Source organism: Pseudomonas sp. QD4 (genome assembly GCF_049199125.1).
Classification (GTDB): Bacteria; Pseudomonadota; Gammaproteobacteria; order Pseudomonadales; family Pseudomonadaceae; genus Aquipseudomonas.
The window spans coordinates 343,085-357,929 of sequence record NZ_JBLZOM010000003.1 but is presented as its reverse complement, the minus strand read 5'-3'; the positions used below and the strand labels follow the sequence as shown (position 1 = coordinate 357,929).

General features: G+C 63.8%; 16 protein-coding genes and 1 riboswitch. Of the genes, 14 read left to right on the top strand and 2 right to left on the bottom strand.

Annotated elements, in window-relative coordinates:
- Positions 1 to 13 precede the first annotated feature (13 nt).
- The 5 genes from ACOZJV_RS21985 to ACOZJV_RS21965 all read left to right on the top strand — a co-directional run bounded on the left by ACOZJV_RS21985 (position 14) and on the right by ACOZJV_RS21965 (position 4,240).
- The gene (locus ACOZJV_RS21985; protein ID WP_078470805.1) at positions 14 to 1,087 is read left to right on the top strand and encodes an AI-2E family transporter; all 1,074 of its coding nucleotides are present in this window, start codon (positions 14 to 16) and stop codon (positions 1,085 to 1,087) included.
- Positions 1,088 to 1,315: 228 nt separating this feature from the next.
- Positions 1,316 to 2,020, top strand: a complete 705-nt coding sequence (gene hda / locus ACOZJV_RS21980) for a DnaA regulatory inactivator Hda (RefSeq protein WP_078470804.1) — start codon at positions 1,316 to 1,318, stop codon at positions 2,018 to 2,020.
- A gap of 213 nt (positions 2,021 to 2,233) precedes the next feature.
- Complete coding sequence (locus ACOZJV_RS21975) at positions 2,234 to 2,854, top strand: C40 family peptidase (protein WP_043228701.1); 621 nt, start codon at positions 2,234 to 2,236, stop codon at positions 2,852 to 2,854.
- 165 nt (positions 2,855 to 3,019) lie between these two features.
- A complete protein-coding gene (locus tag ACOZJV_RS21970; RefSeq protein ID WP_020295608.1) occupies positions 3,020 to 3,553 on the top strand; it encodes a C40 family peptidase in 534 nt (177 codons plus the stop codon).
- A gap of 24 nt (positions 3,554 to 3,577) precedes the next feature.
- On the top strand, positions 3,578 to 4,240 hold the full coding sequence (locus ACOZJV_RS21965; RefSeq protein WP_421548497.1) for a class I SAM-dependent methyltransferase: 663 nt from the start codon (positions 3,578 to 3,580) through the stop codon (positions 4,238 to 4,240).
- 2 nt (positions 4,241 to 4,242) lie between these two features.
- On the opposite strand, the gene ACOZJV_RS21960 is transcribed toward ACOZJV_RS21965, so the two are convergent.
- Positions 4,243 to 5,562, bottom strand: coding sequence for a PQQ-dependent sugar dehydrogenase (locus ACOZJV_RS21960; RefSeq protein WP_421548496.1), 1,320 nt, complete (start codon positions 5,560 to 5,562; stop codon positions 4,243 to 4,245).
- Positions 5,563 to 5,635: 73 nt separating this feature from the next.
- Positions 5,636 to 6,217 (bottom strand): hypothetical protein, encoded by a 582-nt coding sequence (locus ACOZJV_RS21955; protein ID WP_078470801.1) that lies wholly within the window; start codon positions 6,215 to 6,217, stop codon positions 5,636 to 5,638.
- A 168-nt stretch (positions 6,218 to 6,385) separates the two neighbouring features.
- Positions 6,386 to 6,619: riboswitch (cobalamin riboswitch) on the top strand.
- A gap of 80 nt (positions 6,620 to 6,699) precedes the next feature.
- Here ACOZJV_RS21955 and cobO point away from each other — a divergent pair.
- From cobO to cobC, 9 genes are read left to right on the top strand one after another with little or no spacing between them, the layout of a single operon-like run.
- Complete coding sequence (cobO, locus tag ACOZJV_RS21950; RefSeq protein WP_020295604.1) at positions 6,700 to 7,311, top strand: cob(I)yrinic acid a,c-diamide adenosyltransferase; 612 nt, start codon at positions 6,700 to 6,702, stop codon at positions 7,309 to 7,311.
- 10 nt (positions 7,312 to 7,321) lie between these two features.
- Positions 7,322 to 8,671 (top strand): cobyrinate a,c-diamide synthase, encoded by a 1,350-nt coding sequence (locus ACOZJV_RS21945; protein WP_078470800.1) that lies wholly within the window; start codon positions 7,322 to 7,324, stop codon positions 8,669 to 8,671.
- Positions 8,668 to 9,318, top strand: a complete 651-nt coding sequence (gene bluB / locus ACOZJV_RS21940) for a 5,6-dimethylbenzimidazole synthase (protein ID WP_421548495.1) — start codon at positions 8,668 to 8,670, stop codon at positions 9,316 to 9,318. Before ACOZJV_RS21945 ends, bluB begins: the two co-directional genes overlap by 4 nt.
- Positions 9,315 to 10,223 carry an adenosylcobinamide-phosphate synthase CbiB gene (gene cbiB / locus ACOZJV_RS21935; protein WP_078470798.1) on the top strand — a complete coding sequence of 303 codons (909 nt, stop codon included), beginning with the start codon at positions 9,315 to 9,317 and terminating at the stop codon, positions 10,221 to 10,223. The genes bluB and cbiB overlap by 4 nt, the downstream gene beginning before the upstream one ends.
- Positions 10,216 to 11,208 carry a threonine-phosphate decarboxylase CobD gene (gene cobD / locus ACOZJV_RS21930; RefSeq protein ID WP_421548494.1) on the top strand — a complete coding sequence of 331 codons (993 nt, stop codon included), beginning with the start codon at positions 10,216 to 10,218 and terminating at the stop codon, positions 11,206 to 11,208. The genes cbiB and cobD overlap by 8 nt, the downstream gene beginning before the upstream one ends.
- Positions 11,205 to 12,656 carry a cobyric acid synthase gene (locus tag ACOZJV_RS21925; protein ID WP_201131975.1) on the top strand — a complete coding sequence of 484 codons (1,452 nt, stop codon included), beginning with the start codon at positions 11,205 to 11,207 and terminating at the stop codon, positions 12,654 to 12,656. Before cobD ends, ACOZJV_RS21925 begins: the two co-directional genes overlap by 4 nt.
- Before the next feature lie 42 nt (positions 12,657 to 12,698).
- Complete coding sequence (gene cobU, locus ACOZJV_RS21920) at positions 12,699 to 13,220, top strand: bifunctional adenosylcobinamide kinase/adenosylcobinamide-phosphate guanylyltransferase (RefSeq protein WP_078470795.1); 522 nt, start codon at positions 12,699 to 12,701, stop codon at positions 13,218 to 13,220.
- The gene (gene cobT / locus ACOZJV_RS21915; protein WP_421548493.1) at positions 13,217 to 14,272 is read left to right on the top strand and encodes a nicotinate-nucleotide--dimethylbenzimidazole phosphoribosyltransferase; all 1,056 of its coding nucleotides are present in this window, start codon (positions 13,217 to 13,219) and stop codon (positions 14,270 to 14,272) included. The genes cobU and cobT overlap by 4 nt, the downstream gene beginning before the upstream one ends.
- On the top strand, positions 14,269 to 14,844 hold the full coding sequence (cobC, locus tag ACOZJV_RS21910) for an alpha-ribazole phosphatase family protein (protein WP_421548492.1): 576 nt from the start codon (positions 14,269 to 14,271) through the stop codon (positions 14,842 to 14,844). Before cobT ends, cobC begins: the two co-directional genes overlap by 4 nt.
- The last annotated feature ends 1 nt before the right edge of the window (position 14,845 follow it).

The following is a 14,845-nucleotide window of genomic DNA, read 5'->3' as shown; positions in this document are numbered from 1 at the left end:
GATGGAGTGGTTCATGGCCGATTCGCGTCGTTGGGTCTGGTTGGGCGGGTTGGCCCTGTTGTGTGCGTTTGTGTACCTGTTGCATCCGATCCTGACGCCGTTCCTGGTGGCCCTGCTGCTGGCGTATCTGTTCGACCCGCTGGTGGATCGCCTGGAAAAACATGGCCTTTCGCGCACCTGGGGCGTGGTGGCGGTGTTCGCGCTGTTTACGCTGATCGTCATGGCGCTGTTGCTGATCCTGGTGCCGATGCTGGCCAAGCAACTGTTCCGTCTGTACGAGCTGGCGCCGCAGATGCTCGATTGGTTGCAGCACACGGCCATGCCGTGGGTGCAGTCCAAGCTCGGGCTGGCCGATGGCTTCTGGAAGTTCGACAAGGTCAAGGCCGCGATCAGCGAGCATATGGGGCAGACCACCGACATTGTCAGCGTGGTACTGAGCCAGGCGACTGCGTCGAGCCTGGCGCTGATCGGCTGGCTGGCCAACCTGGTCTTGATCCCGGTTGTCAGCTTCTATCTGTTGCGTGACTGGGACCTGATGATGGCCAAGATCCGCAGCCTGCTGCCCCGCGATCGCGAAGAGCGCGTGGTGGCCCTGGCCGGCGAGTGCCATGAGGTGCTGGGGGCGTTTGTCCGCGGACAGTTGTTGGTGATGCTGGCGCTGGGGGTGATCTACGCTGCCGGCCTGATGCTGGTAGGGCTGGAGCTGGGGCTGTTGATCGGCCTGATCGCCGGCCTGGCGGCCATCGTGCCTTATATGGGGTTCGTCATCGGTATTGGTGCGGCGTTGATTGCCGGGTTGTTCCAGTTCGGCGGCGACCTGTATCCCATGATCGGCATCGTCGCGGTGTTTATGGTCGGCCAGGCCCTTGAGGGCATGGTCCTGACGCCGCTGCTGGTGGGTGATCGCATTGGCCTGCATCCGGTGGCGGTAATCTTCGCGATCCTGGCGGGCGGCGAACTGTTCGGCTTTACCGGGGTGCTGCTGGCCTTGCCGGTGGCGGCGGTGATCATGGTGCTGGTGCGCCATATGCACGACTTGTACAAGGACTCTGACATCTACAGTGGTGTCGAAGACCCGGATTTGTAGCCGCTCATGGGACAGCGCCAGAGCGGCCCCGGCAGGATCGGGGTCGCCCTGGCGCTTGTTCTGGCTGTCACATTTGCCGTCAAAGCCGCGCCCCTGATTCCCTCCGGTTAACGCAAACCTTTGATTTTGCTTGTGGTCTGCTGCATTGTGCGGCCGGCGTCACGGGTATAAACTTTGCAAACTTTACACAGAGGCCACTAACGGTTCATTTCGAACTGTTCAGTCAGCATGAAACCGATTCAGCTGCCCCTAGGTGTGCGTCTGCGTGATGACGCCACCTTCATCAATTACTACCCAGGCGCCAATGCCGCTGCACTCGGCTATGTCGAGCGGCTTTGCGAAGCCGACGCCGGCTGGACCGAAAGTCTGATCTACCTGTGGGGCAAGGATGGGGTTGGGCGTACCCATCTGCTGCAGGCGGCCTGCCTGCGTTTCGAGCAAATGGGTGAGCCGGCGGTCTACCTGCCATTGGCGGAGCTGCTCGATCGCGGTATCGAGATCCTCGACAACCTTGAGCAATACGAACTGGTGTGCCTGGATGACCTGCAGGCGGTCGCAGGCAAGGCGGATTGGGAAGAGGCGCTGTTCCACCTGTTCAATCGCTTGCGTGACAGTGGCCGGCGGTTGCTGATCGCGGCCTCGACCTCGCCTCGGGAATTGCCGGTCAAGCTGGCGGACTTGAAGTCGCGCCTGACCCTGGCGCTGATTTTTCAGATGCGGCCCTTGTCCGATGAGGACAAATTGCGTGCCTTGCAGTTGCGCGCTTCCCGTCGCGGACTGCACCTGACCGACGAAGTCGGGCATTTTATTTTGACCCGCGGCACCCGCAGCATGAGCGCGTTGTTCGAGCTGCTTGAGCGTCTCGATCAGGCCTCTTTGCAGGCCCAGCGCAAGCTCACAATCCCCTTCCTCAAAGAAACCCTGGGCTGGTAAAACTGCGGCCTGCAGCGGGTTTTGGCATATTCCAGGCGCCAAAAAAATCGCTTCCTGAAACGCTTCAGGACGCGCGCAGCTTTTAAATTGGGCTTAAGGCCTTAGATGTAAAGGAGAAACCCATAAGTCACATTTGGATCGATTGAATTTGCAAATGAGGACGATAGAGGGCATAGTCTCGGCTTCTTTACAACTTCAGCCACGGTCGTGCCCATGCTAAATCGCTTCGCACCCCTCGTGCCTCTCGCACTCGTCACCCTGTTGTTTGGTTGCGCCGCTCACTCTCCAGTGACCCAGCAGCAACAAGTGCAGCAGGTTCAACACTCTGTTAAGGCTCAGTCTTCCGTTGTTTACCAGGAAGAGCTGGCCACCGAAAAAGAACTGGCCGAGTTCGCTGATAGCAAGCCTTATCAGCTGCCTGTTCTGGCCGACAGCATCCTTGAACGCGGCATGTCCCTGATCGGTACCCGTTACCGTTTCGGCGGCACCTCTGAAGCCGGTTTCGATTGCAGCGGTTTTATCGGTTATCTGTTTCGTGAAGAGGCCGGCATGAACCTGCCGCGCTCCACCCGCGAAATGATCAACGTGAATGCCCCTCTGGTCGCTCGCAACAACCTCAAGCCTGGTGATCTGCTGTTCTTCAGCACCAATGGTCGTGGCCGTGTCAGCCATGCCGGGATCTACCTGGGCGATGATCAGTTCATCCACTCCAGCAGCCGCCGCAGCGGTGGTGTTCGAGTCGATAGCCTGGGCGATCGCTACTGGAGCAAAACCTTTATCGAAGCCAAGCGTGCACTCGCCATGGCGCCGACCACGGTCACTGCTCGCAAGTAAGCATACTTTTTGTAAGGCGAACTTAAAGTCTTACTTGAAGTTTGGCGCGTAGCCGCTAGAATCCTGATCTATTGTTGATGACTAACCGCGTAAGCCTTGCTTACGCGGTTTTGTTTTCAGCCTCACGGCAGAGAAAGCCGCATCCGGATCAGGGTTGTTCTGCTTATGTCGACGTCGGCCCGCCTCACCCTCATTGTTCTCGCAGCGCTGCTCAGCGCCTGCGCCAGCCGTACTCCACCGCCTGCGCCGGTAGTACGCGCCCCTGTCTTCAATACCACTCAGACCTTTTCCCCTGCTGCCGAAGATGTGCTGTTTCGTGCCTTGGGCCTGGTGGGTACGCCGTATCGCTGGGGTGGCAATACCCCGGATGCCGGTTTCGATTGCAGTGGCCTGATCGGCTACGTCTATCGCGACGCCGCGGGCATTTCCCTGCCGCGTTCGACCCGCGAGATGATCGGCATGCGCGCCCCGGATATCAGCAAGGATTCGCTGCAAACCGGTGACCTGATCTTTTTCGCCACCAATGGCGGTTCCCAGGTCAGTCATGCCGGGATCTATGTCGGTGAGGGGCGTTTCGTCCATGCCCCGGCCACCGGCGGTACGGTCAAGCTGGACAGTCTGTCCAAGGCCTATTGGCAAAAGGCCTACCTCAGCGCCAAGCGCGTCCTGCAACCCGGGCAGTTGGCCCACAACCCTTAGTTTCCCGCCTGCGTCGAGGTGTTGATGACTGCCCGTAGCCTCAATCTCGACGATGCCCTCTACCACTATCTGCTGGACGTCTCCTTGCGCGAGACGCCCCTGCTGCGCCGTTTGCGCGAAGAAACCCAAGCCCTGCCCATGGCGCGCTGGCAGGTGGCGCCGGAGCAGGGTCAGTTCCTGGCGTTATTGGTGCGCCTCATGGGCGCACGGCGTCTGTTGGAGGTTGGCACCTTCACCGGCTATAGCGCGTTATGCATGGCGGCGGCGCTGCCGGATGATGGGTCACTGATCTGTTGCGATATCCCGGGTGACTACAACGCCACCGCGATCCGCTACTGGCAGGAAGCCGGCTTGGCGGGGCGCATCGAGCTGCGGCTGGCACCTGCCCTGGAAACCCTCGGTCAACTGCTGGGGGCGGGGCATCAGGGCAGTTTTGACCTGATCTTTATCGATGCCGACAAGGCCAATTATCCGGCTTACCTGGAAAGTGCGCTGAGCCTGCTGCGAGTGGGCGGGCTGGCGGTGTTTGATAACACCTTGTGGAGCGGCAGGGTGCTGCAGGTCGAGGCGGACAGCGCTGACACCCGGGCTATCCAGGCGCTCAATCGCGCCTTGAAGGATGACCCGCGTGTCGATCTGTCGCTGTTACCCCTGGGGGACGGTCTGACCTTGTGCCGCAAGCGCTGAGGTTATTGCGCCTTGGCGGGTGATACGCGCCAGATCTTATTGCCGACATCGTCGGCCACCAGCAGGCTGCCCTGCTGATCGATCACTACGCCGACCGGGCGGCCCATGGCTTTTTCGTCATCGCTGAGAAAACCCGTGAGTACATCCACCGGTTGTCCCTGAGGCCTGCCGTCGCTGAACGGGACGAAAATCACTTTGTAGCCACTGTGGGGCTTGCGGTTCCATGAGCCGTGCTGGCCGATAAACGCGCCCTGAGTGAAGGCCGGCAACTTGCTGCCTTCGGCAAAGGTCAGGCCCAGTGAGGCGGTGTGCGGCCCGACTGCATAATCCGGCGCGATGGCTTTGGCCACCAGGTCGAGATTCTGTGGCGAGACCCGCACGTCCACGTGCTGCCCGTAGTAGCTGAATGGCCAGCCGTAGAAGGCGCCGTCCTTGACAGAGGTGATGTAGTCCGGCACCAGGTCGCTGCCGATTTCATCGCGCTCGTTGACCGCGGTCCAGAGTTTTCCGCTGTGTGGTTCCCAGGCCAGGCCGTTTGGGTTGCGCAGGCCCGAGGCGAAGATCCGGTGGTTGCCCGTAGCGCGATCCACCTCCCATATCGCTGCCCGTCCCTGCTCCTGGTCCAGGCCGTTTTCGCCGACGTTGCTGTTGGAGCCGACCGTGACGTAAAGCTTGCTGCCGTCCTTGCTGGCAATCACGTTCTTGGTCCAGTGGTGGTTGAGGGTGCCGCCCGGCAGGTCGACGACTTTGGTCGGCGGCGCGCTGATGGAGGTTTCACCGTCTTTATAGGGGAAGCGCAGCAACTGATCGGTATCGGCCACATATAGATCGTTGCCGACCAGGGTCATGCCGAACGGCGAGTTCAGGTTCTCGAGGAATACGGTGCGGGTTTCCGCCACCCCGTCGTGGTCCTGATCGCGCAGCAAGGTGATGCGGTTGGCGCTCGGCACGCCGGCACCGGCCCGACCCATGACCTTCTCCATGACCCAGCCACGGATGCCTTTACTGTCATCGGGCTTGGGCGGGGCGTTGGTCTCGGCCACCAGCACGTCGCCATTGGGCAGCACATAGAGCCAGCGTGGATGATCGAGCTTTTCGGCGAAGGCCGCGACCTGGGTGCCTGGCGCGGCGATGGGCGTAGCGCCATCGGGCCAGCCGATGGCCGGCGCGATATTCACCGTAGGGATCAGGGTTTTATTTGGCTCCGGCAATTGCGGTGACGGGCCGGTGCCGTCCGACACTTGCAGAGTGGAGGTTTCGCCGCAGCCGGCAAGGCCCGCGGCGACGGCGATCAGAAGAGCGAATTGGGGCTTGATGAGCATGCCGATGTCCCTGTGAATGCACTGGAGTCGTTGTATTCATAGAGGAGCATAGCCAGCCGATGGTTCAACCTGATCAGCGGGCCTCTTTGAACAGCACGGCGACCCCGGGGTGGTAGTTGCCGCTGTCGTTGTGCAACTTGCGGTAAGCGTAGGGGAAGTACCAGGCAACGGCGCAGGTGTGTTCCTTCTGCAAGTCGTCGAGCATGTCCTGGAGTTCTTCCGGTGTGGCGCTGTGCTGGGCCTTGAGCGGGGCGATAAACAGACAGCCCAGCCGCAGCTCATTGGGGTAGGCGATGCTTCTGGCATCACTGCTGGCGTCCAGCAGGGCCTGGGTCAGTTGCAGGTTGTTGACCCGTGGCCAGCGCTGGCTGACCTGGAGGAAGGCGCGTTCCTCCCGGGTGGCCACGTATAGGTCGGCGCGGCCATTGCGATTGCCTTCTTCGAGCTGCTTTTTGCTCGGGCTGTGCTGCAAGGTGACCATTTCTGCCATCCAGGCGGCGGCCGACAGCAGGCCGAGGTTGGCCTGCTCATCAAACCAGTACGGGCATTCGTTGTCGCCGCGTACCTCGTTGTAGCGGTCAATGCAATCAAACCAGCGCTCCAGCATCGGGCGCAGAAACTCCAGTTTCGGATTGCTGATGATCATGCCTTGCATTGAACTCACCCTTGTTTTTGTCAGATAGATTTGGGTAGCCGAACTGTGGCTATTTGATATCACTGCTTGCAGTGTGGCACAAGATTGGCGTCATTTTATTGATCTGGTGCAGTTCTTCGCGCTCACGCAGGGCCGGCTTTAATTGACGCTCCACCCCCAACCCTCTAACCTTCGCGACTTGTTTCAGGTGCTCTGTGGCCATGGGTCGACAGGGTGAAACAGGGAAGCCGGTGAGTGCGTGTTCCGAACAGGAACGGGCGACGATTCCGGCGCTGCCCCCGCAACGGTAAGTGAGTCAAGACTGCGTTTGGTGCCACTGTGTCGAACCGACATGGGAAGGCGCGCGGTTCGGCATTAGTGCTGCTCACAAGCCCGGAGACCGGCCTGATCCATCCAACGGCATCACGGTGGGCGATGCCAGGCTTGCGCCGTCTATTTCTATTCCTGCCCCCCGTTATCCAGCCCCAACGGAGAGCTGCCCCATGACCCAATCCCCCGATCGTGACGAGCGCCATCTGGCGCGCATGTTGCGCAAAAAAGCCGTGATCGATGAACGCATCGCCAACTCGCCGAACGAGTGCGGGCTGCTGCTGGTGTTGACCGGCAATGGCAAAGGCAAGAGCAGCTCGGCCTTTGGCATGCTCGCTCGCTCCATGGGCCACGGCATGCAATGCGGCGTTGTGCAATTCATCAAGGGCCGCAACAGCACCGGGGAAGAATTGTTTTTCCGGCGCTTCCCCGAACAGGTGCGTTTTCATGTGATGGGCGAGGGCTTCACCTGGGAGACCCAGGATCGCCAGCGCGATATCGCCGCCGCCGAGGCTGCCTGGGAAGTGTCCCGTCAGTTACTGCGCGACCCGGCCATCGGCCTGGTGGTGCTCGATGAGCTGAATATCGCCCTCAAGCACGGTTACCTCGACCTGGACCAGGTGCTCAGCGACCTGCAGGCCCGTCCACCCATGCAGCACGTGGTGGTCACCGGTCGCGGCGCCAAGCCGGAAATGATCGAACTGGCGGACACCGTCACCGAAATGGGCGTGGTCAAACACGCGTTCCAGGCCGGGATCAAGGCGCAGAAAGGGGTGGAACTGTGAGTGCCCGAGCATGAGTGATGCTCGTCATTGCCCGGCGGTATTGATCGCCGCCCCGGCTTCCGGCCAGGGCAAGACCACCGTGACCGCCGCCCTGGCCCGCTTGCACCGCAATCAGGGGCGCAAGGTCAGGGTGTTCAAGTGCGGCCCGGACTTTCTCGACCCGATGATCCTCGAACGTGCCAGCGGCGCGCCGGTGTATCAGCTGGATATGTGGATGGTCGGCGAGCAAGAGAGCCGGCGCCTGTTGTGGGAGGCCGCCGCCGAGGCGGATCTGATTCTGATCGAAGGGGTCATGGGCCTGTTCGACGGCACGCCGTCCAGCGCCGACCTGGCGCGGCATTTCGGCGTGCCGGTGCTGGCGGTGATCGACGGCACGGCCATGGCCCAGACCTTCGGCGCCCTGGCTCTGGGGCTGGCACGCTACCAGCCGGACTTGCCATTCGCCGGCGTGCTGGCCAATCGGGTCGGCACCCTGCGCCACGCCCAGTTGCTCGAAGGCAGCCTGACCGAAGGCTTGCGCTGGTATGGCGCCTTGTCTCGGGAGACCGGCATCGAACTGCCGAGCCGCCACCTGGGGCTGGTGCAGGCCAGCGAACTCAACGACCTCGACCTGCGCCTGGACGCGGCGGCGCAGGCCCTGGCCGGCAGTTGCGAAGTGGCGCTGCCACCAGCGGTCACCTTCGCCGCCCCCGAGGTAGTGAGCGCCGAGCCGTTGCTGGCCGGGGTGCGCATCGCCGTGGCCCGGGACGAGGCCTTTGCCTTCACCTATGGCGCGAGCCTGGACCTGCTGCGGGCCATGGGCGCCGAGTTGTCGTTCTTTTCGCCGATTCACGACCGCGAGCTGCCACCTGCCGACAGCCTGTACCTGCCCGGTGGCTACCCGGAACTGCATCACCAGGCCCTGGCCGAAAACAGTGCGATGCTCGCAGCGATCCGCGCCCACCACGGCGCCGGCAAACCCTTGCTCGCCGAATGTGGCGGCATGCTCTACCTGCTGGATTCCCTGACCGATGTCGAGGGGCACAGTGCCCGTCTGCTGGGGCTGCTGCCCGGTGATGCGGTGATGCAAAAGCGCCTGGCGGCCCTGGCCCTGCAAGATGTGCAGTTGCCGGAAGGAACCTTGCGCGGCCACACCTACCACCATTCGCTGACCAGTACCGAACTGACGCCGATTGCCCGTGGCGTGAGCCCCAATGGCGGGCGCGGTGCCGAAGCGGTGTATCGCGATGGGCGGATGACCGCCTCGTATGTGCACTTCTATTTCCCGTCCAACCCGGTGGCGGTGGCGGCGCTGTTCGCCCCGGAGCCGTCGCTGGCGACTGTCGGCAAGCCGGCGCCAGCGGTAGCTGAACCTTCATGACCGACAATGCTTTTTCGGCTGCCGAACGGGCCGCGGTCTATCGGGCCATTGCCGAGCGGCGTGATATGCGCCACTTCGCCGGTGGCAGCGTCGAGCCGGTGCTGTTGCAGCGCCTGCTCGAGGCCGCGCACCAGGCGCCCAGTGTCGGCTTGATGCAGCCGTGGCGTTTTATCCGCATCAGCAACCCTGAGCTGCGCGGCGAGATCCAGCAGTTGGTGGAAGAAGAGCGGGTGCGCACGGCCGAGGCCCTGGGCGAGCGCTCCGATGAGTTCATGAAACTCAAGGTCGAAGGCATCAACGATTGTGCCGAGGTGCTGGTGGCGGCCTTGATGGATGGGCGTGAGCGGCACATCTTCGGCCGCCGTACGCTGCCGGAAATGGACATGGCCTCGTTGTCCTGCGCGATCCAGAACCTGTGGCTTGCGGCGCGGGCCGAGGGCCTGGGCATGGGCTGGGTGTCGCTATTCGAACCCCAGGCCCTGGCTGACTTGCTGGGATTGCCGCCAGGGGCCAAACCGCTGGCGGTGCTGTGTCTGGGGCCGGTCACCGAGTTTTACCCGGCGCCGATGCTGGCGCTGGAAGGCTGGGCGCAACCGCGTCCGCTGAGTGAATTGCTGTATGAAAACTTCTGGGGAGTGAGTCAATGAGTGTGGCGTTGCTGAGTGTCGCCGGGGTTGCGCTGGATGCGCTGCTGGGCGAGCCCAAGCGCTGGCATCCGCTGGTGGCGTTCGGCCGTTTTGCCGATCGCATCGAGCAACGTTTCAATTCTGCCGGACGCGGCTGGCGCAGCCATGGGGTGACGGCCTGGGTACTGGCGGTGCTGCCGCTGACCCTGTTGGCCACGGCGCTCTCATGGCTGCCTTATATCGGCTGGCTGGTGGAGATTCTGGCGTTGTATTGTGCCCTGGGCCTGCGCAGCCTGGGTGAGCATGTCGAGCCGGTGGCTCAGGCGCTGCGCAGCGATAACCTGGAGCAGGCGCGGCAGCGGGTCGGTTACCTGGTCAGTCGTGAGACCAGCGAGCTGGACGCCACCGCCGTCGCTCGCGCCGCCACCGAATCGGTGCTGGAGAACGGCAGCGATGCGGTGTTCGCGGCGTTGTTCTGGTTTGCCGTGGCAGGCGCGCCGGGGGTGGTGCTCTATCGCCTGAGCAACACCCTGGACGCGATGTGGGGCTATCGTAATGAACGCTTCGAACGCTTCGGTTGGGCGGCGGCAAAAATCGACGATGTGCTCAATTACATTCCGGCGCGGCTGGTGGCTCTGACCTACGCGCTGCTAGGCAAGACCCGCCTGGCGCTCAAGTGCTGGCGGCGCCAGGGCCCGACCTGGGACAGCCCGAATGCCGGCCCGGTCATGGCGGCGGGCGCCGGAGCCCTGGGGGTGGAACTGGGCGGCGCGGCGATCTATCACGGTGAGCTGCACCAGCGCCCGCCGTTGGGTGAGGGCGTGCCGGCGGATGCCGCGTCCATCGATCGCGGCTGGCAATTGGTGCAGCGCGGGGTGTGGTTATGGCTATTGATCCTGTGTGTGGGGGCTGAGTTTTATGCTTGAGCACGGCGGACGGCTGCGCAAGGCCGCGGCGCAATACGGCATCGCGGAGAATGCCTGGCTGGACCTGTCCAGTGGCCTGGCACCCTGGCCATTTCCGATTCCGGAGATCCCCGAGCGCGCCTGGGCACGCCTGCCGGAAACCGATGACGGCCTGGAGCGCGCGGCGTGTGACTACTACGGTGCCAGCGAGGTATTGCCGGTCGCCGGGTCGCAGGCGGCGATCCAGTTGCTGCCGCGTTTGCGCCGCGCCGGCAAGGTCGGGGTGTTGTCGCCCTGTTACGCCGAACACGCCGAGGCCTGGCGCCGCAGTGGCTATATCGTGCGCGAGGTGCTGGAGCAGGAGGTCGACTTCTTCCTCGACAGCCTCGATGTGCTGGTGGTGGTCAACCCGAACAACCCCACCGGCCTGAGCCTGACTCCGGAGCGCCTGCTCGACTGGCATGGGCGCCTGGCCCAGCGCGGTGGCTGGCTGGTGGTGGATGAAGCCTTCATGGACACCACCCCGCAACTGAGCCTGGCGTCCCACGCGCATCAGGTGGGGCTGATTGTGCTGCGTTCGTTTGGCAAGTTCTTCGGCCTGGCCGGTGTGCGCCTGGGTTTTGTCCTGGCTGAACGCAAGCTGCTCAAACTGCTGGCCGAGCAGGTGGGGCCGTGGGCAGTGAGCGGCCCGACCCGGGTGGTGGGCCAGGCCTGCCTGCAGGATGCCCCGGGGCATGCCCGCCAGCGTTTGCGCTGCGACGCGGCCAGCCTGCGCCTGGCGGCCATTCTTGAGCGCCACGGCCTCAAGCCGCAGGGCGGCTGCGCGCTGTTTCAATGGTTGATCGTGGCCGATGCCGAGAACCTCTACGAGTTCATGGCGCGGCGCGGCATCCTCCTGCGGCTGTTCGTGCACAACAGCAGTCTGCGTTTTGGCCTGCCGGCCGAGGAAGCCGACTGGTCGCGCCTGGAGCAAGCGCTGCAGGCCTATTCCAAGGACACTCCATGACCACCCTGATGGTGCAAGGCACCACATCGGATGCCGGTAAAAGTACCCTGGTCACCGCCCTGTGCCGCTGGCTGATCCGCCAGGGTGTCAGCGTGGTGCCGTTCAAGCCGCAGAACATGGCGCTCAACAGCGCGGTCACCGCCGATGGCGGCGAAATCGGTCGGGCCCAGGCGGTCCAGGCCCAGGCTGCCAACCTCGAACCGCACACTGACATGAACCCGGTGCTGCTCAAGCCCAACAGCGATACGGGGGCCCAGGTCATCATTCATGGGCGCGCCGTGACCAGCATGAATGCGGTGGCCTATCACGACTACAAGGCCATCGCCATGCAGGCGGTGCTGGCGTCCCACCAACGGCTGAGCGCGGCTTATCCGGTGGTGATGGTGGAGGGCGCCGGGTCGCCGGCGGAGATCAATCTGCGGGCCGGCGACATCGCCAATATGGGGTTTGCCGAAGCGGTGGACTGTCCGGTGCTGTTGATTGCCGACATCAACCGCGGCGGGGTCTTCGCCCATCTGGTGGGCACTCTGGAGCTGCTGTCGGCCACTGAGCAGGCGCGGGTCAAGGGTTTCATCATCAATCGTTTTCGCGGCGATATCGCCTTGCTGCAACCGGGCCTGGACTGGCTCGAGGCGCGCACCGGCAAACCGGTGGTCGGGGTCCTGCCGTATGTGATGGACCTGCACCTGGAGGCCGAGGACGGCATCGACCAGCGCCAGGCCGTCAAGGTCGAACACGTATTGAAGGTGGTGGTGCCGGTGTTGCCGCGGATCAGCAATCACACCGATTTCGATCCCCTGCGCCTGCACCCCCAGGTCGATCTGCAGTTCGTCGGGCCGGGCCAGGCGATTCCGTCGGCCGACCTGATCATCCTTCCCGGCTCGAAAAGCGTGCGCAGCGACTTGGCCTACCTGCGGGCCAATGGTTGGGAGGAGGCCATCGCCCGGCACCTGCGTTACGGCGGCAAGCTGCTGGGCATTTGCGGTGGCTTGCAGATGCTCGGCGAGCAGGTCCATGACCCGCTGGGGCTCGAAGGACCGCCGGGTTCAAGCCCGGGCCTGGGTTTGCTGGCGTTTGCTACCGAGCTTGAGGCGCACAAGCAACTGCGCAATGTGCGTGGTCGCCTGACCCTGGAGAACGCCGCCGTCAGTGGCTATGAAATCCATGCCGGAGTCACCACCGGGCCGGCCCTGGAGCGGGCGGCGGTGCTGCTGGACGACGGCCGCAGCGATGGCGCCTGCAGCGCCGATGGGCAGATTCTCGGCAGCTACCTGCACGGCCTGTTCGAGGCCCCGGCGGCTTGTACGGCGCTGTTGCGCTGGGCGGGCCTGGCGGACGTGCAGGAAGTCGATTACCACGCCCTGCGCGAGCGCGATATCGAGCGCCTGGCCGACCTGGTGGAGCAACACCTGGACACCGCCTACTTGCGTGAACTCTGTGGGCTTTAACTGGCGATCCGGTTCGCCCTTCAACCTCTAAGGTGTCCAAGCATGCTGCAACTGATACTCGGCGGTGCCCGTTCCGGGAAAAGTCGCCTGGCTGAGAAGCTCGCTGCCGACAGCGCCCTGGCCGTGACTTATATCGCCACCAGCCAGCCGCTGGATGGCGAGATGAACCAGCGCATCCTGCATCACCGCGAGCGACGTCCGGCGCACTGGGCATTGATCGAAGAACCCCTGGCCCTGGCCCGGGTGCTGCGGGAAAACGCCGCGCCCGAGCGTTGCCTGTTGGTGGATTGCCTGACGCTGTGGCTGACCAACCTGCTGATGCTCGATGACGCCGAACGCCTGGCGGCCGAGCGCGAAGCGCTGTTGCAGTGCCTGGAGGCATTGCCTGGGCAGATTATTTTTGTCAGCAACGAGACCGGTATGGGTGTCGTGCCGCTGGGCGAATTGACTCGCCGCTATGTCGATGAAGCCGGTTGGTTGCATCAAGCCCTGGCCGAGCGTTGTCAGCGAGTGATCCTGACGGTCGCCGGCCTGCCCCTGACTTTGAAAGGAACTGCGTTATGAATGACTCCTGGTGGCTGCAACCGTGCAAAGCGCTGGACGCCCAGGCCCTGGAACAGGCGCAAGCCCGTCAGCAGCAGTTGACCAAGCCGGCCGGGTCTCTGGGTCGCCTGGAGCTGGCAGCGGTGCAACTGGCCGGGCTGCAAGGGCGGGTCAAGCCCGAGCTGAGCCAGCTGTGGATCGCCATTTTCGCCGGTGATCACGGGGTGGTGGCCGAAGGCGTTTCGGCTTATCCGCAGGCCGTCACCGGGCAGATGTTGCTCAACTTCGTTAGCGGCGGCGCGGCGATCAGCGTGCTGGCGCGGCAACTGGGTGCGCAGCTGGAAGTGGTCGATCTGGGCACCATCAACCCGGGCTTGGATCTGCCAGGCGTGCGCCACCTCAACCTCGGCCCCGGCACCCATAACTTCGTGAATGGCCCCGCCATGACCCGGGCCCAGGGTGAGCAAGCCTTGCAGGCCGGTCGCGATAGTGCGCGACGGGCCCTGGCCGCAGGCAGCCAGTTGTTTATCGGTGGCGAAATGGGCATCGGCAACACCACCTCGGCCAGTGCCATTGCCTGCGCGCTGCTGGAGATTCCGGTGGCGGATCTCGCCGGGCCCGGCACCGGGCTCGATGCGGCGGGTGTCAGCCACAAGGCGCAGGTGATCGAGCGCGCCTTGCAGCTCCACGGCGCCCAGCGTGAAGACGTTCTGCAGACCCTGTTCAGCCTCGGCGGGTTTGAAGTGGCGGCCCTGGTCGGGGCCTACTTGGCGTGCGCCCAGGAAGGGATCGCGGTCCTGGTGGATGGTTTTATCTGCAGTGTGGCCGCCCTGGTGGCGGTACGCCTCAACCCGGGTTGCCGGCCGTGGCTGTTGTTCGGTCATCGCGGTGCTGAGCCGGGTCATCGGCATGTCCTCGACATCCTTGGCGCCGAGCCGCTACTCGAACTTGGCCTGCGCCTGGGTGAAGGCAGTGGTGCCGCGCTGGCGGTGCCGCTGTTGCGCCTGGCTTGCGACCTGCACGGGCAGATGGCGACCTTTGCCGAAGCCGCCGTGGCGGATCGTCCGGCATGACCTTGCGCCTTGACCTGCTGCGCCACGGCGAAACCGAACTCGGTGGCGGCTTGCGCGGCAGCCTGGATGACGCCCTGACTGCCAAGGGCTGGCAGCAGATGCGCCTGGCGGTCGAGGCCCAGGGGCCCTGGGATCGGCTGGTCAGTTCGCCGTTGCAGCGCTGCGCGCGGTTTGCCGAGGAACTGGGGGCTCGCCTGGGGTTGCCGGTGACCCTGGAGAAAGACTTGCAGGAGCTGCATTTCGGCGCCTGGGAAGGTCAGAGTGCCGCCGCGCTGATGGAGACCGACGCCGAGGCCCTGGGGCGGTTCTGGGCTGACCCTTACAGCTTCACGCCGCCTGCGGGCGAGCCGGTGCTGGCATTTTCCGAGCGTGTATTGGCGGCTGTCGAGCGTCTGCACGGGGCGTACGCCGGGCAGCGTGTGTTGTTGATCAGCCATGGTGGAGTGATGCGCCTGTTGCTGACCCGGGCACGGGGCTTGCCCCGCGAGCAGTTGCTGAATGTCGAGGTGGCTCACGGCGCCTTGTTTGCGTTGCGGGTCGAGGCGGATCGGCGCCTGAGCGAGGGTTGCTGAA